Raw genomic sequence first — 19927 nt, 5'->3', positions numbered from 1 at the left:
GAAGATGTCAGAAAACTTCCCATCGTATCTCTCAGTTGACTACACCGACGGTGAAGGTGAAGAGCCAACTGATTACCCCTCCATCGAGCACAAAATAGAGAAAGCGATCGAGGTTACAAAAATCGGCCTCGAACAGTATCAGAATCCCGCAGTCATGTGGACTGGTGGAAAGGACTCGACGCTTGTCCTCTATTTCATCAAAGAAGTTGCAGAACGGTACGACCTCGAAACCCCACCCGCGGTCTTTATTGACCACTACCAACACTTCGAGGAGATCAAATCGTTTGTCCGTCACTGGGCCGATGAGTGGGATCTTGACGTTATCTGGGCCCGCAATGAAGACGTCGGCGCATACGTAGACGAACATGGCCTACAACCAGGCGATGATATCGAGATCGGTGCGCTCTCAGAACACAATCAACACCACGTTCGCAATATTCTCGAATATGAAGAAGAGACGTTCCCGTTCCTGTTGGATACATACGTTGGCAACCATCTGCTGAAAACAGTTGCACTCAACGATGCACTCGAATCGCACAACATTGACGGCGTAATCTCCGGCGTTCGCTGGGACGAACAGGAAGCCCGTGCGACAGAGACCTTCTTCAGCCCACGTCATAATCCAGAGATCTACCCACCACACGATCGGATTCAACCGATACTACACTTTGATGAACGATCGGTGTGGGATGCATTCTGGCACTTTGTCGTTCCGGATACGGTTCAAGGCTACCCGGAGGATGGCTACGTTCCACAAGCATTTGATGATCTCCCAGGTGGTATCACACAGGAAGACATCCCAGTGTCACCAAAGTATTTCGAGGGGTTCCGATCGCTCGGCAGCGAAATCTCGACCAAAAAGAGCGACGAACAGCCAGCATGGCTCCAAGACATTGAGAATACAACCGAGCGCGCAGGTCGCGCACAGGATAAAGAGAACCTGATGCAGCGGCTTCGCGACCTCGGCTATATGTAAGAGACGTAAAACCGTTCGTGCGCATTTTTGAATAGTAACCAACGCTGTTTTAGCGCCTGCACTGCCATCATCTGGTATGACAGCAGAGTGGGTTTGTCTTTTTTCAGGCGGAAAAGATTCTTCGTGGGCACTGTATCAGGCTTTAGAGTCAGGACTCAATGTCACTCGACTTCTTACCGTTCACCCACGAGGAGACTCATACATGTACCATGTGCCAGCAACCCAGCTCGCACAGTTGGCTGCTGAGAGCCTCGACATCGAATTGATTGAGGTCGATCCGGGAGCACTCGATGCAGAGTCAACAGTGGATTCTGGTGTGCAAGGCGATTCGGAATTAGAGCCCCTTGAGGAAGCGCTTACTGAACTATCAACGGAAATCGAACTTGCAGGCGTCACGGCAGGAGCAATCGAAAGCGAGTTTCAAACAAGCCGCATTCAGGGGATGTGCGATCGACTCGAGATAGATCTGTTTGCACCACTGTGGCAGGAGGATCCAGAACACCTAGCTGAACAGATGTTGGATGCTGGATTTGAGATTACGATCGTCCAAGTCGCAGCATACGGGCTGGATGAATCGTGGCTTGGCCGAACGCTTGATTCAGAGGCAATTTCGGAACTCAAAACGCTCAATGAAGCGTATGGAGTCCACATTCTCGGGGAGGGTGGCGAGTTCGAAACGCTTGTGACGAATGGGCCACATATGTCACAACCAATTGAACTTGAGTATGAGACGGAATGGGACGGCGCTGCTGGTCGTGGAAAACTACAAATTACGGATGCGTGGCTTGGTGAGCCGAACTGAGTCGCGCGTTACTGTCCGTCGATCTGCGTATGTGCACCAATAAGTGCGCCCGCGAAGTCTAAGTTATCAATTGATGTCTCCTCATCAATGATTGACCGTTTGATCTCTGCATTCGTGATCGTGACATTCGGGAACACAACAGATTCATCAATAACCGAGTTTTCGACTGTTGCACCAGCCATAATCTGGACGTTTGAGCCAAGTTCTGAGTCGGTAACGGTTGCGCTCTCGTGCACAACATTTCCACCATCAAGCGCCCACGCAACTGCATCTAAGTAGCTCTGGGCAGTTCCAATGTCATACCATGCATCGTCGAATGTGAACGCAGACACGGTCTCTTGTTGTTGGAGCCATTGGATGAACCAGCCGGGTTCGTCGGGGTTTTCGCCGTCGTCCAAGTAGGTTTCCAACAGCGGAAGGCTTTCTTGTGGGAAACAGTAACAAGCGATCGAAACAAGCGTGCTGTTCGGTTCCTCCGGCTTTTCTTGGAAATCAACAACTGTGTCACCGTCGAGTGTGACAAGACCGTACGACTTTGCTTTCTCTTTTGAGCCAACATCATACGCCGCGAGGACGGCGTTTCCTTTTTCATCGAAGAAATCAAGAAACTCTGAGAGGTGGAATCCAATCAGATTGTCACCAGCAACAACGAAAAGATCGTCATCTACGTTTTCGCGTCGAACAAGCTGTTCAAGTGCACCAACGACACCGAACTTCTCACCTTCTGCTTCGCTATCTTCAACAGAGAGTGTTAGCTTCTCAAAATCGTGCTCATCAATATACGTTTCAAACGACTCTGCAAAGCGTTCGTTTGTGCTAATAAATACTTCATCAACCCGATCGTCCTCCTCTAAATTTTCGAACGTTTTGTCGATAACAGTGCGATCTCCAACTGGGAGAAACATTTTCGGGCGGTGCTTGGTGATTGGCCACAGTCGGGTTGCGTACCCTCCAGCAAGAACAATAGCTTTCATGTGTGCGTATTAGGTTACTGGGGTAAGGTCTTTTTCCCTCCTGCACATACTGCATCACATGCCAGAGGCAACGACACGTGAGCGGATTACAATGCGACTTCGAGAATCGCCGGCAACCGCAACAGTTCTTTCCGAGGAGCTATCACTTCCACGATCAACGGTGTACCACGATCTCAAGCACGTCGCACAATCCGTCTCCGGGCAAGATACTGATGAAGAACTTCTTGTTGCCCCACCGGAATGCCGAAACTGCGGCTTCTCACGGTTTGACGAGCCTATTAATCGGCCCTCTCGCTGCCCGGACTGTCGAAGCGAGTCGATTGACGAGGCAGTGTTTACGATTCGATAACCCCATTGACGAGCAACACATATATTCAACGGTAGCTTGTACTAGCTGACAGCTATGTCGGCTCTCTCATCGTTTTATGAACGGATACACCAGCCAGAGTACACTGGTGAGAATCGATGTCTCCCATGTACTGCAGTGAATATTATGATTGCAGGTGCACTCACCGTCGCCGTTGCAATTATCAGTCCGCTTGCTGCAGTTCCGGTTGTGGCTGGGTCGCTTGCAGCAATCTATGTGCGAGGCTATCTCGTTCCCGGCACACCGGAATTAACAAAGCGGTACCTGCCAACAGCGGTGCTTGAGCTCTTTGGGAAAGCACCTGAAGACACCGAAACCTGGGAAACGATCGAACGAATGGAGTACGCAAAAGAGAACGCAATTAATCCAGAAGAGTTTTTGATTGAGGTTGGTGCGGTGGAGCCATGTATGGATGGAATGGATATTTGTCTCACAGAGTCATTTGCTGGAAACCTTGCGGATCGATTTGAAACGTATCGGTCTACTGGTGTTAGCAATGAATCACTTGCGGCATTATTTGATGTGTCTGAAGACGACCTCACCATCGAGGATCGATCGTATCCTGCAGTGACCGTAAACCGACGGGTACAGAAATGGCCGGGTGATGCAGCACTTATTGCAGACGTATCAACCCATGAACTGTTATCCGAAACAACAGCACAGTGGGGGGATGTGCCACTCTCACAGCGGCTGAACATCCTCAAATCATTGCGCTCATTCCATGAATTATGTCCTGCATGTGGTGGAGAAATCTCGATCGGATCGACAACTGCAGAATCATGCTGTCATACATATGAGATAGTTGCAGTCGAATGTGGGGACTGCACTGAGCGGCTTCTGGAACTTGACCCGGAAGTCATTGAATCTGCACCAACAGATAGCGGGATAACCGCATAACTCGGTATTACACAAAGTCAAGGAGAAACCGCACGACTTTAGTCGTCCCCAGAACGCTCTGCGTTCTGGTGGGCTGCACAAGAGCAATGCTCTTGTGGACGTAGGATGAATCCGACGAATCTCCGTAAAAACCGCAATACTTAGCCCGAATGGGGTCGGATGTTTCCATAACTCGCTCGGGAAAATTGGAGTTGGATTGGGGTCTCCACTAACAAAAAGCAACCCTGCCCAAGTGAGGCTCGGACAAGAGTCCGAGCCGGGTCGATGGCACGATCCTACGGTGTTAGCAGAGGGAGTCTGAACGGACTGGCATCACCACGCGCTCACCACCCGACGCACAACCTACAAACCGAGACCAACCACTGAGGTTGGAAAGTTGCCTTCGTTGGCGTCGGAACGCCCGACCCCAAGCGCAAGGAATCCCACGACTGAAGTCGTGTGGAGGATGTCAAGACGGAATTTAAGCATTTATGTGGTACACGTAATTAAAAACCGGAATAGAATAGAGACGAGGCTCTTACCTACTGAATTGTAAGCGACTACTCATCAACAATCTCGATCGTTACCTCATCATACAACCCAGCCGACACAGGATCGTCGACATTAATACCGACACCAATTGTGTACCTACCAGTGGCTGCGGGTTCCCATGTTGAGTCAGTTAGCCGAAATGATTGTGACCACCGACGCGTGAACGTTTTGCGTTCACCGCGATTGAATCCAAACCGATCGGTTTCATCGGGCGGGTCACGGACCGAAACGTGCGACGCTTCTATAATCTCATCAATGTTCCAGGTCCACAGTAGCGGCGATTTCGTTGGAATCGATACTGAAAATGGCATCGAGTTTTTAAAATGAACGCTAAATGGAATCGGTACACCACGTGGGTATGTTTTACGCGGTGTCGTGACTGACACGTACACTGCTTTATTAGCCATTGCTTGTGGAATAAACTTGCTCAAAAAGGATGGCTCACCAGTTCCGTTTCGCTGTGGTCGTTTTTGCCGTTTCACTTCTGTCGGAGAAAAGGGCCCATCATCGCGGCGAAGAGCATCTGACTCATAAATCCGACGCATTAGTACCCTCTCAGCAGTGTAGCCGTTAAAACGTTGGGTTCACTCACCTCAAATAAACAGTACGTCGTTCTATATGATTTATACATCTACTGTCGTTTTAGATACACTAATTGCTTAGTGCAGTTTCATTGTCCTGCCCATTTGTCTCTGTCTGATATCCTGTGTCGCTACCGAGTTCATCATCGTAGAGTAAGCAAGAAATGTGATGTGTCTCACTATTTGCGATTAGTTCAGGTGATTGCTCCTCACACGGTGAAATAAATGCCTCTCTCACACGGTCAATCCCGATAGCAAGCGAATCGCTGTGAAGTGTTTCTAATACATCGACGAAAGTTGCTTCAGCTTGAGAGTCCGAAATTGGGTCTGGGATAGAGAATTCGTTTCTAACGAGCGTCTCAAACTCGCCGAATGGTAGTTCACGTGGGTCAGTGCGATCGGTGTATGTGTCTGCATCGGTATTAACCGCAGTAAGTGCCTCAAGTGAATCCGCACCTGCAGCACGCTGTTTGAAATCCATTATCGACCGCCACGTGGCCTGTTCCATCTCGTAGCTCTCTGGCTGGATGATACGTGGACATCGCGTATGGAATGAACATCCTGACGGCGGATCGATCGGCGATGGCACCGTTCCTGACAAGAATATCTGTTCACCCTCCCATAGCGGGTCTGGCTCCGGAATAGCAGAGAGCAACGCCTCAGCGTATGGGTGGTATGGCGGTGTGAATACCTCTTCAGTGCGTCCAATTTCCGCAATTTTACCAAGGTACATCACTGCAACACGGTCTGAGATATGTTCAACAACACTCAGATCGTGTGCAATAAATATATAAGAGAGTCCAAACTCATCTTGAAGGTCCTCAAGTAGATTGAGGATCTGGGCTTGGACACTCACGTCTAATGCGCTCACCGGCTCGTCGCAAATGATTACCTCTGGATCAACTGCAAGTGCTCTGGCAATACCGATCCGTTGTCGTTGTCCCCCTGAAAATTCGTGTGGATATCGACGTGCATGACTTGGATTTAGCCCGACAATTTCGAGCAGTTCATATATTCGTTCCTCACGTTCCTGTCCACTTGCAAGCCCATGAATATCCAGTGGCTCTCCAATGATATCACCGACTGTCAATCGTGGATTAAGGCTTGAGAATGGGTCTTGGAAGATATACTGGATATCTTTTCGAAGCGATCGGAGTTCCTTTTTTGAGATGGTAGTAATATCATCGCCTCGGTAGTACACAGACCCATCCGTTGGTTCAATAAGCCTGATCAAACTCCGACCAAGCGTCGTTTTTCCACAGCCACTCTCACCGACAACACCGAGTGTTTCACCTTCGCGAAGTTCGAGGCTAACGCCATCAACTGCTTTGACAGTATTCCCTCGGTTGAGTAAACTCTCAACAAACCCACCACTAGTATCGTAGTATTTTTTCAGATTCTCCGCCCGCAAGATCGGGCTATCAGTTTGGTTAGACATTTTGCGACCCTCCTGTTTGTGTCGGGTTCATCTCCGAACCGGTGTTCTCATCAACAACACGCACCTCGTAATCAAGTCCATTTTGTAACTGATCAGTATACTCCAGACAGGCAGCAGCACGAGAACTGTCTACTGTTGCTTCATCTGAGGATTCGATATCTATCAGTGCGGGCTCTGTTGTTGTACAGGCGTCTTCTGCAAATGGACACCGAGGGTGGAAGCTGCATCCTGGTGGAAGCTCAACGAGGTCTGGCATCGTCCCCGGAATTGTCTGCAGTCGATCTCTAGTATCACCAACACGTGGAATCGAGCTCATCAATCCGACGGTGTATGGGTGTTTTGGATCATAATACAGCTCCTCTACAGGAGCTTTCTCCACTGGTTTGCCAGCATACATCACCATTACACGATCGCAGATGTCAGCAACAACTCCTAGATCATGTGTGATCAGTTGAACTGCAGTGTCAAACTCATCTGCAAGCTCCTCAATAAGATCAAGAATTTGTGTTTCAATGGTCACGTCAAGTGCCGTCGTTGGCTCGTCGCAGAGCAGTAGGTCCGGGTCACATGACAGTGCCATCGCAATCACCGCACGCTGTTGCATTCCTCCTGAGAATTCGTGTGGGTAATCACTGTACCTTGTCTCTGCCTCTGGGATTCCAACTTGATCGAGTAGTTGGATTGAACGTTCGCGAGCTTCCTCATTGCTATAGCCCAAGTGATGTCGCATCGCTTCTGAGATCTGCTCACCAACAGTGTACACTGGATTCAAAGCAGTTTGCGCATCTTGGAAGATCATTGAGATCTCGTTTCCACGAAGGCTTCTGACTTCTTTTTCAGTCATATCCAAGATGTTTTGTCCTTTAAATAGGATCTCCCCGCTTTCGATGCGTCCTGGTGAGTCAATAAGCCGCATCAAAGAGAGTGCTGTGACGCTTTTGCCTGCGCCACTTTCACCAACAACACCAAACTTCTCACCACGTTTGATCTGGTAGGAGAGATTGTCAACTGCAGTCACAACACCTTCTTGTGTATAAAATCTCACCGTGAGATCTTTTATTTCAAGTAGTGCCATTAGACGCCACCTGCTTGTTCACCAGCACCAGTTTCCTGTGCATCCAATGCATCGTTTACACCGTCACCAATCATATTCATTGACATAACAAAGATGAAGATTGCCATTCCGGGGTAGATCGTTGCCCACCATGGAATCTGTCCATCTGGACCCTGGATTAGCGTTTCACGGGTTGCGTCAAGCATCGTACCCCACTCTGCAGTTCCTGGTGGCATTCCCAATCCAAGGAAGCCAAGTGCTGCAACACCAATCACGACCGTACCGATACTGAGTGATGCAAGTACAAGCAATGGTGGCATTGCGTTCGGCAGAATGTGTTTAAAGATAACAGATCGATCGCGTGCACCAAGCGCTTTGGCTGCAAGTACGTACTCGTTTTGCTTGATTTTCAACACCTCTCCGCGGACAAGACGCGCGTATCCATTCCATCCAAATAAGGAGAATGCAAGGACAAGCTGCCAGTAGCCCCCACCAAGAATTGCAACAATGATGAGTGCAAGGACAATACCCGGGAAGGCGTAGATTGTATCAACAATGCGCATCATCAGTTCGTCAACCCAGCCACCGTAGTATCCAGAGATACCACCATAGACCAAACCGACACTCGCGGTAAGTCCCACGACAACAAAACCAATCGAAAGGCTGTATCGGCCCCCATAGAGGATACGTGAGAACAAGTCACGCCCAGACCCATCGATTCCCATTGGATGCGCACTTGATGGTGGATCGTACACATTTACTGTCGGATCCTGGAGATAGAGAATTGTTGTCGGGTCGTATGGTGCGATCGCAAACGGTTGGACAACGAATCCAAAGAATTCGATCGGCCGCGAAAAGATCGCAAGCAGCGACATTATCGAAACGACAATTACGCCGATCATGGCGGATCGATTTCTTACGAACCGTTTGAAGCCACGTTTCCATCTACTTTGTGTGCCTGTTCCTGTCTCTTCAGTCCAGTCAGAGAGGGGCTCTCGCTCCGTAACACGCTCTGGGTCGAACCCTGTGATCTGGATACGTCCGCGACCGGCTGAAATATTTTGTGTATCAGTCATATCTAATTCGTGGGTCAAGTACTGCGTACAGTATGTCTGCAATCAAATTCGCAATGATAATCGCGACCCCAGTAAATAGCGTGATAGCCATAATGAGGTTCACCTCACGACGGTCGATTGCATTAATGAATTCTCGTCCAAGTCCAGGCCAATTGAACACGACCTCAACAACAATCGAGCCGGAAACAATACCAGCAGTGAGTGTTGCTGCAAGAGTGACAACTGAAATAAGTGAGTTTCGGAGAACGTGTTTTAATACAACCTTTCTCTCTGGAAGGCCCTTAGCCCGTGCTGCAGTGACGTACTCTTTGTTCATTTCTTCTGCCATTGCAGTTCTCATGACACGCATAATGCTCGCTGCAGCCGCGGTCCCAATTGTGACACCAGGTAGAATAAGGAACCACAACATCTCAGGGTGATACAGCGGTAACCGAGATGGTGCAAGGACGGGCCACAACCCGAGCCATAGCGCCATGACAAGGATCAACATTAATCCAAGCCAGAAATTCGGAATCGAAATCCCGGAGAGCGCAACGAATCGGCTTACTGTGTCACCGAATTTGTCTTTATTCACGGCGGCATAAATTCCGGTTGGAATTGCAATTCCAAGCGCAAATACCCATCCAAATATTCCAAGTGCGATCGTCTCTGGAAGCCGTTCAATAACGATTGTCGATACATCTCGACCGCTGTAGACAACCTCCCCAAAGTCTCCAACAAGCACATTGCTCATCCATGTGAGATACTGCTCGTAAATTGGGCCATCAAGCCCATATCGTGCCCGTATCTGGGCTTCGTCTGCGGGAGTAATATCCGGGTTTAAGCCGATCATCTGATCGATCGGGTCCCCCGGAGTTAGATGGACCATTGCGAAGGTAATTACGGAGACCCCAAACAGGATTGGGATAATTGCCAATAATCGCTTGAGTATAAATCTTCTTAAGCTCATGTTACTGTGTTATCGGAGTACCTAGCACGTAATTCAAATAAAGAGAGAGAGATTATTTTAGTTCATCGGGTAGCCGCGGTCTTCAATAACTTCTTCGATGAGTTCAGCTGCTCGCTCCGGGTCAAACTCGTTGGTTGGGCGGATCTCATCTTCGAGTGCGTCGAAGTCAGCGGTACCTGCGCCACGTGCGAGCTCTGGGATATCCGTCCATGCTTCGCTTGCCCACCCTGCAAAGATGTTACTGACAATCGCTTCACGTGGAACGAGATGATTCACCGCTTGGCGGAGGCGTTTATCATCCCATGGTTCAACATCGAGTGGGTACTGGATGTAATCGTATCCACCTGCTTCAACGCTGTACACAAAGAAATCATCTGATTCGTCGAAGTCATCGAGTGTTGCGGATGTAAGCCCTGTTGTTACATCGATCTCGTCATTCTGGAGTGCAGCCGATCGTGTTGCATTGTCTGGAATGATTTCGAGCTCGAGCCGCTCAATAACAGGTGCGTTTGGGAAGTCGGACGGTCCATCGAACCATTCGAGATTCTCTACACCAATGTCTTCTAACCAGTAGTTATCGTTACGTTCGTACTCAGCGAACTGCTCATCGGAGAAGTCATCAAGCACGTATGGCCCAGTTCCGATCGGGGTGAACTCCTGTCGTGGATCGATTTCGCCACCTTCTGCTTGGGCCTGCTCTTCAGTGAATATAAGGAATCCAGGAAGTTCACGTTCACCTTCTGCGTCAACAACTTGACCAAAGATGTCAACGGTGTACTCATCAACTTCTTCAATATGAAGAACTGAGTCGAACGTCTGCGCAGAGAGGTCGGAGTTTTCGTACCGTCGAAGGGAGTTGACAACGTGTTCTGCGGTGAGCTCTTCGCCATTCGAGAACTCAACACCCTCGTGAAGCTCATATCGGTACTGCATGCCAAAGACATCATCAGCAACAGCATCGGCTGCTTCTTCAGGGGTTAAGACGCGGACTTCGTCGTCTGCGACTGGATCATCTTCTGGATGTTGGACAATTACTTGCTCCTCAGTGTCAATTACACCGTCTTCATCGGCATCAACGGTGATCATGTAATCTTCGTATGCGACTCGCTCGATGTCGTTCGTATCGACTAGCTCATACGATTCTGCAAGCCATGGGTAGACAATACCTTCTGCATCCGTAGCAGTAAGCCCCTCAAAAATAAACCCTTGAGCCATCGTCGACGTGGTATCTGTACTGTATGGTGGGTCAAAGGAGTCGATGTTTGCACCAACGCCAACACGAAGCGTTCCGCCCTCTTGAAGATCGCTCAGATCCGTATCATTTGGTGATGCACCGCTTTCATCGAGCCACGCAACCTGTTCGTCGAACGGTGCATGGAGTGCATAGCTGTATACAGTCTCGTCGAATGGGTACGAGGCAAATCCGTGCACATTCATGTTTGCAACTGCAGTGTTGAGACCGAAGTGCGTAATCGAACTGTAACGTTCATCAGCGAGCATACGCCATACTTCATCATATGCAGCACCACGTGCTTCTGGGTCTTCAGCAATCTCTGTGCTGCCGAATCGCGCAGAGTCGATCATGTCGTCAAGTTCGGCGTTACTGACACCCACGAGGTTACAACATTGGCCGTGGTTGGAGCTGTGGTGAAGCGCATCACAGAAACTTCCAGGATTGAATGTTCCTGAAAGGCCAATACATGGAATATGCCCTTCATCAGCGTATTCGGTGTCTAAAACGCGACCAGAGTATGTGTTCCACTCGTATGTTTCAACAGAGGTCTCAAAGTAGCCCGTTTGCTCCATTGACTCTGCAATAAGCTCAACAAGCTGGACACGGTCGTCGTTATCGGCATTTGTTTCGAGTTGTATTTCAAGTGGGAACTGAATCTGATCGGTACCACCGTTACCATTACCACCGTTACCATTGCCGTTACCGCCGTTACTTGAACAGCCAGCAAGTGCAGCAACACCTGCGGCACCTGCACCCTGGAGGAGTCGTCGTCGATTAAGGACCTTACTTGATCGTTTGGTGTCCTGTGACATACTAAACTCTATCTGGGTTAGCTATATGAATCTATTGCTTTATTTACCGGTAAATACTGCTTTGTACCTCGGAATATTATATAGCGTTCCAGTGTAGCGGTTTGGGGGGCCTTGGAGTGTTTGAATTACAAATATTAGTATAATTTCAAGGAGTATCTCAAGAGAATTTTAATAACCGAAAAAACCTTTTTTGAGTTTTATTTAGTGTATACGCTAGATAATAAGATCGTTGTGAACTACCCACCCTACTCGCTCACGGCTTTCGCTGCATTGCTCCTTGAGGAAGGGGGTTTACCGCCTGAAGTGAGCTAATTATCGCCGTACGGATTGACAATAACAACTTCACCGTCTTCAACAGTCACATTAATTAATGTTTTAACACGGTATTCAGTATCGTCTAATTTGTTTGGGCCTGCTTTTTTGATAACTGCAACAACGTCCACAACCTCAGTACCAATACCCGTCAATGCATCAAGAATCGCTTTCATCGTTCCGCCAGTCGAGAGCACATCATCAAGCACGAGGACACGATCGCCCGCCTCAACATCATTAATATACATCTCCGATTCCGAGTAGCCGGTCTCTTGACTTAACGAAACCTCACCATCTAAGCCATACTCTCGTTTTCGGATAACAACGAGTGGGATATCCGTCATCAACGACACTGCAGTCGAGATGTGGATACCCATCGCCGCAGGCGTCACAATCTTATCAACGTTTTCGAGTTCGGCTTTCCGGATAATCCGAATAACGATCTCTCGAAGCAGTTCCGGCTCGAGCATTGGAACACCATCGCTGATCGGATGGACAAAATACTGGTACTCGCCTTTTTCGATAATTGGCGCATCAAGGAGTGATTGACGCAACAGATCCATGTTGCGGATACAAGAGGTGTCACATAAAAGGTGGCGGTTCGATCGCTGTAGTGGGCCTGATATCACGGCCCAATCTATGCGTTCGGGCCACTCCACGTTGCGAGAGTTGCACTTCGATCACCGCTTGCGTCAGTCCAGACGAGACGGATCGTTGCGTCGCTGAGATTGCCCTCTTCAACAGTAATGCTTTGTCCAGCATTCACCCGTGCAGCGCCGTCATAGCCACCACTCCAGGTGGTATCAGATGGAGAGAGTTCAACACCAGAGGCAACGATCGATAGCTGGCTCCCATCGATCGTGTCACCGCCGCTGTGTGTGATTACGAGGGTGTCATTCCCAGTTGCATTCGTGTAATCGAAATTAAAGTTCGCAGTCGGTGCAGTTCCGATTGAATCGCCAAGCCCAATCACAAACGTCCCAACAACAGCTGCGAGGATGACTGTTATTGCGACCATGAGGATAACCCCGATAACTGGCGAGACAGCGCGTTGACTGGTGATGAATTGTTTGATGTGCATCAGTAGCTCCAGAACAGTCGTCGATCGTAACCGACAGTTTCTGTTCAAAGTAACGCTACGTTAGCAAAGGATATAAATATGGTATGATATTGGTATACATATACCTACCGCATATTGTGGAATTCACAGACGAAATGTGGTGTGGTCCGTAGTTACCCAAACAGCAGGACCACAAGCGCGACGAACATAATCGTCGTCAGGATGAAAACGCTCCGTCCAACGTCCGATCGGAGATAAATCGGTTTACTTTCAGTGCCAAATCCTGCTTTTCGGACTGTTGCTTCCGGGTTGCTTCCGAGACGTTTGAGCGTGCTGAGCGTATTCATGACGAACCGATCGACAGCGGCCCACACCTCAGTAACTCCCCAGACGAACACACGACCAGTGTAAAACACGGCCGGGTTGATAACTGTGTCAACGTCTCGCATGACATGTGCAAGTTTGCCAAGCGGCTTTTTCAGCAGTGCAAACCCAACAAAGCCTGCGATCGCAAGTCCCGCTGCCTCAGTTAGGTGGCCGGTACTGTACGGGTCCGTTGTCCATTCAACACTGCCTGGAAGCAGCGAGAGAAACCCACCGTACGCGATTCCGTAGTACAGACAGACCGCACCAGCACCGAACATTGCGACGATCTGCCCTGTGGTCGCATCTTTTGGCTGGATATCCGATTCTCCGTGGAAGAAGATGTAGTATCCAAGTTTGATGAAGGACATGAACGTCCCAACACCACCGATGATGAGGAGCCACCAGAGGAGGTCCTCACCAAGAAGGAATGGAACGGTATCAACATCGTGGGCCGCATCTAGTACCATCCCTTTCGAAATGAAGCCACTGAATCCAGGAACGGCAGTAATTGAGAGCGCACCGATGAGATACGCAGCAAATGTGATCGGCATCACCTTCCAGAGCCCACCGAGGTTCCGGATATCATTCTCACCAGTACGGTAGATCACAACACCAACAGCCATGAACAACAGACTCTTGTAGAGAATATTGTTGAACGCGTGTGCGATACCGGATGCACTCGCAAAGCTGCTTGGCTCGCTTGTTACAAGGGCTGCAGCCCCAATCCCCGCGAGCATGTATCCAACCTGCGCCTGAATATGGTAGGAAAGGAGACGACGTGGATTGTACTGCAGCAGGGCAAAGAAGACACCGTAGACGGCCATCGATCCACCAAGGTATGCAAGCCAGAGTGCTCCCTCAGGGAACGCACGGTACATGACTAACACCGCAGTTTTCGTCGTAAACACGGAGAGGAAGACGGATGCAGCAATGTGTGGACGCGGGTAGGTATCTGGAATCCAGGTGTGAAGCAGAATAAATCCACAGTTCACACCAATCCCGAGCGCGGCAAGCAGTGCAGCTGCACCTGCTGCAATTCCAGGCTCGGCGGTAAAGAGGAACGAGCCGACCGCAACATAGTGGACAACAACCGCACCAAGTAAGAGTGTGCCACCGATACCGTGAGCGATCGCATACCGATACCCTGCACGGATTGCGTCACCGCCATAGTACCAAACAAGCGCCGTGCTTGTGACGGCCATCAGCTCCCAGAAGAAGATGAGCGAGAGCCAGTCACCAGCATAAATGACACCGAGCGTGCTTGAAACGTACGACAGTGCAAATGCAGTCTGTACTTTCGACGCCTCCGATCCCCACGAGTAGATGACCGCTGCCGTGGCGATAATACCGACACCGATCGCCATCGTCCGTGAGGCGGGATCCACATTGAGGAAGACGGCTTCAAAGCCAAGGAATGCAGCCTCAGCATAGATACCGTCGTCTATGAGAAATGCTTGGATGCCAACGAGTGCTGTTGCGATTGCCGCAACCGCATGACCGGCTTGGCGTGGCAAAAACAGCACCACGAATGCTGCAAGCGCGATCCACGCGAATGGTGGAATTGTTGTGACGGAATCGACAAGCAGCGGGGTTCCAAGCGCGCTCATGGGCGGCTCACCCCCGCACCCTCAACGATGACCTCGATCAGTTCGAGGAACCCAACGCTGTATGGGATGGTACCGATAAGGAGTGCACCAGTCACGGCTGCGAGGATCGGACCAAGCATGAACCACGTTGTCTCTTTTCCGAGCCAGAGATCGCGGCCGTGGATATGCTCCCAGCCACCAGCTGGTGGGCCACCGTGGTGGTGATGTTCGTCATGCGATTCAGTGTCGTCGTGATCGTCATGTGCATGTGTGTCGTCACCAGTGTGTTCTTCATTGTTGTGCGAAGGCGTTGTATGGTCGCTCGGGTTGAGTCGAGCTGCAATATTGCTATCGTCGAACTCACTATCTTCGTATTCAATCTCTTCGGGGTCAACATCGGGTTCGACAACGCCGGTGAGTTCGGCGTCGTTTCCATCTCCATCCGGTTTTCCACCGTCTGTCCGTGGCGATCGATCGTTGCCACCGTCTGCTGCAGGAAGCACCGATCGAGTCTCGCCACCGAGTTTGAAATCAACAAGCGGCTTTGCGTCATGTTTGTCTTCCGCCTCAAAGAATGCGGTGTAGACAACCGGCCAGAAGTAGACGATGTTCAACACACCTGAAAGCAATAGCGCACCAACGAGATAGTACGCAATCGGTGTGAGTTCAGCACCCATCTGGATTCCGCCAATGAGCATGTAGTATTTGCTGACAAACCCTGCAAGCAGCGGTATCCCGGCCATACCGGCAGCAGCGATCGTAAATGCGCCCAACGTAACCGGCATTCGTTTTCCGATCCCGGCCATCTGACTAATGTAGTCTGTGTGTGTTTCAACGTGGATTGCACCCGCACAGAAGAACAGGGTGAGCTTCATGAATGCGTGTGCTGGAATGTGCAACAGTGCACCAACAAGCCCATACCAGCCGAACAAACCGAGCCCAAGCACAATATAGCTGAGCTGGCTGACCGTCGAGTAGGCCAGTCGCTGTTTGAGGTGGTCTTTTCGGATCGCAATCAGGCTTGCTGCAGTGAGCGTAATCGCTGCGATCGTCGAAATAACAAGCCCCATTCCAAGCGTGTAGAGGAACTCCGGTCCGAACACGTCAAGGACAACCCGAGCAACACCGAATGCACCGGATTTCACAACCGCCACCGCATGTAGCAATCCTGAAACCGGTGTTGGAGCAACCATCGCAACTGGGAGCCACTGGTGAAGCGGCATCAGTCCGGCTTTGACACCGAATCCGATCGCAAGGATGATGAACGTAATCTGTGCAACGAGCGGATCCGCGGTTGCAAGCGCAGAGATCCCACCAGCGGTGAAGTCTGTTGTGCCTGCGATCCAGTAGACAAGCGCGGTTCCCGCAAGCACCAACACACCGCCACCGAAGAACGTGTACCCAAGGTACTTTCGCCCGGCAGCACGTGCTTCTGCGGTTTCATCGTGTGCAACGAGCGGGTAGGTGGCAACCGACAACAGTTCATAGAAGATGAAAATCGTTACCAGGTTGCCGGAGAACGCAATTCCGATCGCCGCGGAGACGGATGCCGCAAAGGAAGCAAAGAATCGTGTCTGTCCATGTTCGTTCAGCCCCCGCATATAGCCGATACAGTAGAAGCTGGTAATTACCCAAAGCAGGCTTGCAAGGGTCGCAAACAGCATTCCAAGCGGATCTGCACGAAGAACGAAATCAACACCGGGGAGAATTGTCCCAATGTTCGAGACATAGACTGTCCCGTTCATCACACCCGGGAACATACTGGCGACGATACCGAACTTCGTCACAGCAGCAAGTATTGACCATCCCTCACGGACGTTCGGATATTTGTAGGAGGCGATGATCAGTCCGGTTGCGATAAGCGATACTAAGATAGCTGCAAGTGGTCGGATATCAATAACTTCAGTCATTGGAAGAACCTCTCAAGTACTGGGGCAAGCAGGTCGAAGAACAGTTCCCACGAGAAGCCAAGTGCGACGACCGCAATGGTGATCGACACGACCATGACGACCATCCCAACAGTCACTGCACTGGTATCTGCAACCAGTTCGTGGCCGCCATCGGTTGCAGCGCCATCGTGCTCATGTTCATGCTCGTGGTCAGAACCGTGGCCGTGTGGGTCACCAGGTGGATCGAAGTAGAGCTTCTCGATGATACGGAAGACGTACGCGAGTGTCAACATCGTACTGACGAAGATGACAAACGCAACGCCCCACTCGCCGGCTTCGACTGCACCGAGACCAATGAACCATTTACCAAGGAAGCCGATCGACGGTGGGATTCCGATCAGTGCGATTCCAATTACCGCGATCGAGGCCGCGGTGAACGGCGATCGGTTCGCCAATCCAGCATACTCATCAATTGTTCGAGCGCCGTACACTGCCGCAAGAATCCCTGCGGCCATGAAGAGGCCGGCCTTCATCAGCCCATGACCGAAGAGGTGAATGATTGCACCGAAAACCGCAGTCTCATTTGCGACTGCGATCGCAGCAACGATCATTCCAAACTGTGCGACCGATGAGTACGCAAACATCCGCTTGATTTCGGTCTGCATCAGTGCGAGCAGACTGCCAACAACGATGCTGACGGATGCGGCGGCCATTATCGCCGTGCTGATGAGATCGTTTACAAGGAAGAACTCAACAGTGAAGACGTCGAACGAAATCCGAATCAGTGCGTATGCTGCAGCGGTCGAGACCAGTGCAGAGATGTATGCGGACACCGAGTCCGGCGCATAGGCGTACGCATCCGGCTGCCAGGTGTGTAGTGGGAACAGCGCAACCTTCAGCGCAAAGCCAACGAGAATGAACCCAAAGGCTGCCTGAATCAGGGGATCGGTGTATCCGACTGTTTCGATCGCACCTTGCAGATCGCGCATGTTGAGCGTCCCTGTTGCCACGTAAAGATAGCCAACCCCGATGAGGTACAGCGATGCACCAATCGTTCCGAGGAAGACGTATTTGAGCGCAGCATAGGCGGACTTTCCGCTTCGATCGCTTGCAACAAGCGCATACGTTACGAGCCCTGTAATCTCAAGGAAGACGAACAGATTGAACAGGTCGCCTGTAAGGACAACACCAAGCAGTCCACCAGTCAGTAAGAGGTAGCCGCTGTGGAACGCATTGCCGTATGGGCCTCGCGTGCGTGAGTAAACAAGCACGAGTACGGAAACGAGACCGATGAGGAGTACAATCAGTGTTGAAAGCTCATCACCGACAAGTTCGATCCCGTACGGCTGTGGGTAGTTTCCGAGTGCATGAATCAGCCGGCCGTTCGCAGCAACTTCTGTGATCGTGTACACTGCGAGCGCAAGGACGGTAAGCGATCCACCCATGGCGATCGGCCACCCTGCGTTTTCATATTTTAAGCCGAAGATGAGTGGCAGAACCGAGATCATAATCGGCAGCGCAACAAGCAGTGGAAGCACAACATCACTCATTCTGCATCACCTCCCGAAGCGAATCAGCGCGAAGTGTCCCGTATTCCGTATAGAGTCGGATAATCAGCGCAAGCCCAACCGCTGTGAGGCTCACACCAACAACGATCGCGGTGAGCACAATCACGTGTGGAAGCGGGCTCACAAACGGGCCACCAGAGCCGTCTGGTGGGATAACTGGCGCAGATCCACCCTGGACAAACGCCGTCGTTACAAAGAAGAGGAAGACGCCAGTTTGGAACATATTGAGTCCAATAAGCTTCTTAACGAGATTCTGGTTTGCAATCATCATGTAGAGTCCGATCGATGCAAGAAGGACGAACATGACGTAGGCGTGTCGTGTCGTAAAGACATCAACAAGCGTTGCCTCAGTCATCTGCTCGCACCTCCGCTGTGTGCCCAGAGTCTGCCTCTGGGTCATACCCTGAAGCAAGCAAAAAGAACAGTCCCATCAAAACACCGGCGACAATAAATGCAATGCCGCCGATTTCGATCGTTTCCATTCCCCACTTTGCCCACTCATTTGCAGGAAGCTCAACAATCGCATTGAGGATCAACAACTCCGAGTAATCAAGGAAGGCACCACCGAGGGCGATCGTCGCAAGCGCAAGCCCACCGAAGATCAAGACACCAACCGTTGCTAATCCAACAAGAATCGTGTTCGAAACCCAAATCCGTGTTGCATCGATTCCGAATGCGAATGCGATCATAATGATAACGGATGCAACCAGTGCTCCCCCTTGGAAACTACCTCCTGGTGAGCCAGCACCGTGGAACATCATATACAGACCGTAGGTGAGCACAAACGGCACAACGACCTTCACGGTCGTCATAATGACTTGACTCTCCGTGTATGCTGGACGTTGTCGGGCAACGCCATCGCTATCAAGTCGTTCATCTTCACGAACGGGGCGATCGGACGAGCTGTCGGTGCTCATGCGAACACCTCCCGTCCAAGGACGATGAGGCTTGCAACACCGGCAGCGAAGACAACGACCGCCTCGCCGAACGTATCGAATCCACGGTAGGCAGCTAACACGGCTGTGACCGCATTCTCAACGCCGGTTTCTTGATATGCGTTCTCGATGTAGTAGACCGTTACATCCGGATTTGTCATTGCAGGGGCGTTTGGATCCCCAACTGCAGGGAATGCGAACATTGTTGCCCCAAGGACGAGTGCAAAGAGCCCGCATACACCTGCTGCCGGCCAGTTGATTTTTTCAAATGTCTCATCGTGACGTGGTCGTGTTGTTTTCGCAATCGTCAACAGCAATAAAATCGTCGTGATTCCGGCTCCGATTGCAGCCTCAGTAAGCCCAACATCGGGCGCTCGATAGAACGTGTAGACAACTGCGAGACCAAGGCTGTAGGCTGCAAAGATGACGATCGATGCAAGCACATCACGGAACAGTGCCGTCATTATTGCGGTAATCAATACGAAGACGAACAGTGTCAACTCAAGTGGCGTAATCATTG

19 protein-coding genes are annotated in these 19927 nt (G+C 50.6%); 4 read left to right on the top strand and 15 right to left on the bottom strand.

All coding sequences use genetic code 11. From position 1 onward, the window contains the following. Positions 1-4 precede the first annotated feature (4 nt). The gene (locus tag AArcSt2_RS15990) at positions 5-976 is read left to right on the top strand and encodes a phosphoadenosine phosphosulfate reductase family protein (protein WP_250586146.1); all 972 of its coding nucleotides are present in this window, start codon (positions 5-7) and stop codon (positions 974-976) included. A 76-nt stretch (positions 977-1052) separates the two neighbouring features. Next, entirely contained in the window at positions 1053-1778 is a 726-nt protein-coding gene (locus AArcSt2_RS15985; protein WP_250586144.1) for a diphthine--ammonia ligase, read from the top strand. 8 nt (positions 1779-1786) lie between these two features. Here the strand turns inward: AArcSt2_RS15985 and AArcSt2_RS15980 are convergent, their stop codons facing one another. Beyond that, on the bottom strand, positions 1787-2752 hold the full coding sequence (locus AArcSt2_RS15980; protein ID WP_250586142.1) for a nucleotidyltransferase family protein: 966 nt from the start codon (positions 2750-2752) through the stop codon (positions 1787-1789). Positions 2753-2810: 58 nt separating this feature from the next. Here AArcSt2_RS15980 and AArcSt2_RS15975 point away from each other — a divergent pair, with 58 nt between their 5' ends. Both AArcSt2_RS15975 and AArcSt2_RS15970 read left to right on the top strand, forming a co-directional pair. Further along, entirely contained in the window at positions 2811-3101 is a 291-nt protein-coding gene (locus tag AArcSt2_RS15975; protein WP_174653462.1) for a transcriptional regulator, read from the top strand. A 54-nt stretch (positions 3102-3155) separates the two neighbouring features. Beyond that, positions 3156-4016, top strand: a complete 861-nt coding sequence (locus AArcSt2_RS15970) for a DUF8054 domain-containing protein (RefSeq protein WP_250586140.1) — start codon at positions 3156-3158, stop codon at positions 4014-4016. A gap of 539 nt (positions 4017-4555) precedes the next feature. Here the strand turns inward: AArcSt2_RS15970 and AArcSt2_RS15965 are convergent. The 14 genes from AArcSt2_RS15965 to AArcSt2_RS15900 form a co-directional block, all read right to left on the bottom strand. Beyond that, positions 4556-5092, bottom strand: a complete 537-nt coding sequence (locus tag AArcSt2_RS15965) for a DUF7974 family protein (protein ID WP_250586138.1) — start codon at positions 5090-5092, stop codon at positions 4556-4558. A 106-nt stretch (positions 5093-5198) separates the two neighbouring features. Beyond that, the gene (locus AArcSt2_RS15960) at positions 5199-6566 is read right to left on the bottom strand and encodes an ABC transporter ATP-binding protein (RefSeq protein ID WP_302929202.1); all 1368 of its coding nucleotides are present in this window, start codon (positions 6564-6566) and stop codon (positions 5199-5201) included. Continuing rightward, the gene (locus AArcSt2_RS15955; RefSeq protein ID WP_250586136.1) at positions 6559-7641 is read right to left on the bottom strand and encodes an ABC transporter ATP-binding protein; all 1083 of its coding nucleotides are present in this window, start codon (positions 7639-7641) and stop codon (positions 6559-6561) included. Before AArcSt2_RS15955 ends, AArcSt2_RS15960 begins: the two co-directional genes overlap by 8 nt. After that, a complete protein-coding gene (locus AArcSt2_RS15950; RefSeq protein WP_250586134.1) occupies positions 7641-8696 on the bottom strand; it encodes an ABC transporter permease in 1056 nt (351 codons plus the stop codon). Before AArcSt2_RS15950 ends, AArcSt2_RS15955 begins: the two co-directional genes overlap by 1 nt. Next, a complete protein-coding gene (locus tag AArcSt2_RS15945; protein WP_250586132.1) occupies positions 8689-9645 on the bottom strand; it encodes an ABC transporter permease in 957 nt (318 codons plus the stop codon). Before AArcSt2_RS15945 ends, AArcSt2_RS15950 begins: the two co-directional genes overlap by 8 nt. A gap of 57 nt (positions 9646-9702) precedes the next feature. Then, a complete protein-coding gene (locus tag AArcSt2_RS15940) occupies positions 9703-11691 on the bottom strand; it encodes an ABC transporter substrate-binding protein (RefSeq protein ID WP_250586130.1) in 1989 nt (662 codons plus the stop codon). A gap of 308 nt (positions 11692-11999) precedes the next feature. Further along, positions 12000-12566 (bottom strand): hypoxanthine/guanine phosphoribosyltransferase, encoded by a 567-nt coding sequence (gene hpt / locus AArcSt2_RS15935; protein WP_250586128.1) that lies wholly within the window; start codon positions 12564-12566, stop codon positions 12000-12002. Between the two features lie 74 nt (positions 12567-12640). Next, positions 12641-13084, bottom strand: coding sequence for a type IV pilin domain-containing protein (locus AArcSt2_RS15930; protein ID WP_250586126.1), 444 nt, complete (start codon positions 13082-13084; stop codon positions 12641-12643). A 152-nt stretch (positions 13085-13236) separates the two neighbouring features. Beyond that, the gene (locus tag AArcSt2_RS15925; protein ID WP_250586124.1) at positions 13237-15036 is read right to left on the bottom strand and encodes a Na(+)/H(+) antiporter subunit D; all 1800 of its coding nucleotides are present in this window, start codon (positions 15034-15036) and stop codon (positions 13237-13239) included. Next, positions 15033-16925 carry a cation:proton antiporter gene (locus AArcSt2_RS15920; protein ID WP_250586122.1) on the bottom strand — a complete coding sequence of 631 codons (1893 nt, stop codon included), beginning with the start codon at positions 16923-16925 and terminating at the stop codon, positions 15033-15035. Before AArcSt2_RS15920 ends, AArcSt2_RS15925 begins: the two co-directional genes overlap by 4 nt. After that, a complete protein-coding gene (locus AArcSt2_RS15915) occupies positions 16922-18454 on the bottom strand; it encodes a monovalent cation/H+ antiporter subunit D family protein (RefSeq protein ID WP_250586120.1) in 1533 nt (510 codons plus the stop codon). The genes AArcSt2_RS15920 and AArcSt2_RS15915 overlap by 4 nt, the downstream gene beginning before the upstream one ends. Further along, entirely contained in the window at positions 18447-18827 is a 381-nt protein-coding gene (locus AArcSt2_RS15910) for a cation:proton antiporter subunit C (RefSeq protein WP_174653449.1), read from the bottom strand. Before AArcSt2_RS15910 ends, AArcSt2_RS15915 begins: the two co-directional genes overlap by 8 nt. Next, positions 18820-19389, bottom strand: a complete 570-nt coding sequence (locus AArcSt2_RS15905) for an MnhB domain-containing protein (protein ID WP_174653448.1) — start codon at positions 19387-19389, stop codon at positions 18820-18822. Before AArcSt2_RS15905 ends, AArcSt2_RS15910 begins: the two co-directional genes overlap by 8 nt. Further along, on the bottom strand, positions 19386-19925 hold the full coding sequence (locus tag AArcSt2_RS15900) for a DUF4040 domain-containing protein (protein ID WP_425493681.1): 540 nt from the start codon (positions 19923-19925) through the stop codon (positions 19386-19388). The genes AArcSt2_RS15905 and AArcSt2_RS15900 overlap by 4 nt, the downstream gene beginning before the upstream one ends. Positions 19926-19927: the final 2 nt, after the last annotated feature.

This window comes from Natronocalculus amylovorans, from assembly GCF_023638035.1.
In the GTDB taxonomy this organism is placed as follows: domain Archaea; phylum Halobacteriota; class Halobacteria; order Halobacteriales; family Haloferacaceae; genus Natronocalculus; species Natronocalculus amylovorans.
The sequence above is the reverse complement of the archived record's forward strand: the minus strand, read 5'-3'. Positions and strand labels throughout refer to the sequence as shown.

Excerpts from the sequence above, each read along its gene's own strand:
- AArcSt2_RS15945 (WP_250586132.1), bottom strand. The coding sequence starts at position 9,645 with ATGAGCTTAAGAAGATTTATACTCAAGCGATTATTGGCAATTATCCCA.
- AArcSt2_RS15920 (WP_250586122.1), bottom strand. The coding sequence starts at position 16,925 with ATGACTGAAGTTATTGATATCCGACCACTTGCAGCTATCTTAGTATCG.
- AArcSt2_RS15925 (WP_250586124.1), bottom strand. The coding sequence starts at position 15,036 with ATGAGCGCGCTTGGAACCCCGCTGCTTGTCGATTCCGTCACAACAATT.
- AArcSt2_RS15900 (WP_425493681.1), bottom strand. The coding sequence starts at position 19,925 with ATGATTACGCCACTTGAGTTGACACTGTTCGTCTTCGTATTGATTACC.
- AArcSt2_RS15970 (WP_250586140.1), top strand. The coding sequence starts at position 3,156 with ATGTCGGCTCTCTCATCGTTTTATGAACGGATACACCAGCCAGAGTAC.
- AArcSt2_RS15965 (WP_250586138.1), bottom strand. The coding sequence starts at position 5,092 with ATGCGTCGGATTTATGAGTCAGATGCTCTTCGCCGCGATGATGGGCCC.
- AArcSt2_RS15960 (WP_302929202.1), bottom strand. The coding sequence starts at position 6,566 with ATGTCTAACCAAACTGATAGCCCGATCTTGCGGGCGGAGAATCTGAAA.
- AArcSt2_RS15915 (WP_250586120.1), bottom strand. The coding sequence starts at position 18,454 with ATGAGTGATGTTGTGCTTCCACTGCTTGTTGCGCTGCCGATTATGATC.
- AArcSt2_RS15980 (WP_250586142.1), bottom strand. The coding sequence starts at position 2,752 with ATGAAAGCTATTGTTCTTGCTGGAGGGTACGCAACCCGACTGTGGCCA.
- AArcSt2_RS15990 (WP_250586146.1), top strand. The coding sequence starts at position 5 with ATGTCAGAAAACTTCCCATCGTATCTCTCAGTTGACTACACCGACGGT.
- AArcSt2_RS15955 (WP_250586136.1), bottom strand. The coding sequence starts at position 7,641 with ATGGCACTACTTGAAATAAAAGATCTCACGGTGAGATTTTATACACAA.
- AArcSt2_RS15930 (WP_250586126.1), bottom strand. The coding sequence starts at position 13,084 with ATGCACATCAAACAATTCATCACCAGTCAACGCGCTGTCTCGCCAGTT.
- AArcSt2_RS15905 (WP_174653448.1), bottom strand. The coding sequence starts at position 19,389 with ATGAGCACCGACAGCTCGTCCGATCGCCCCGTTCGTGAAGATGAACGA.
- hpt (WP_250586128.1), bottom strand. The coding sequence starts at position 12,566 with ATGGATCTGTTGCGTCAATCACTCCTTGATGCGCCAATTATCGAAAAA.
- AArcSt2_RS15950 (WP_250586134.1), bottom strand. The coding sequence starts at position 8,696 with ATGACTGATACACAAAATATTTCAGCCGGTCGCGGACGTATCCAGATC.
- AArcSt2_RS15910 (WP_174653449.1), bottom strand. The coding sequence starts at position 18,827 with ATGACTGAGGCAACGCTTGTTGATGTCTTTACGACACGACACGCCTAC.
- AArcSt2_RS15975 (WP_174653462.1), top strand. The coding sequence starts at position 2,811 with ATGCCAGAGGCAACGACACGTGAGCGGATTACAATGCGACTTCGAGAA.
- AArcSt2_RS15940 (WP_250586130.1), bottom strand. The coding sequence starts at position 11,691 with ATGTCACAGGACACCAAACGATCAAGTAAGGTCCTTAATCGACGACGA.
- AArcSt2_RS15985 (WP_250586144.1), top strand. The coding sequence starts at position 1,053 with ATGACAGCAGAGTGGGTTTGTCTTTTTTCAGGCGGAAAAGATTCTTCG.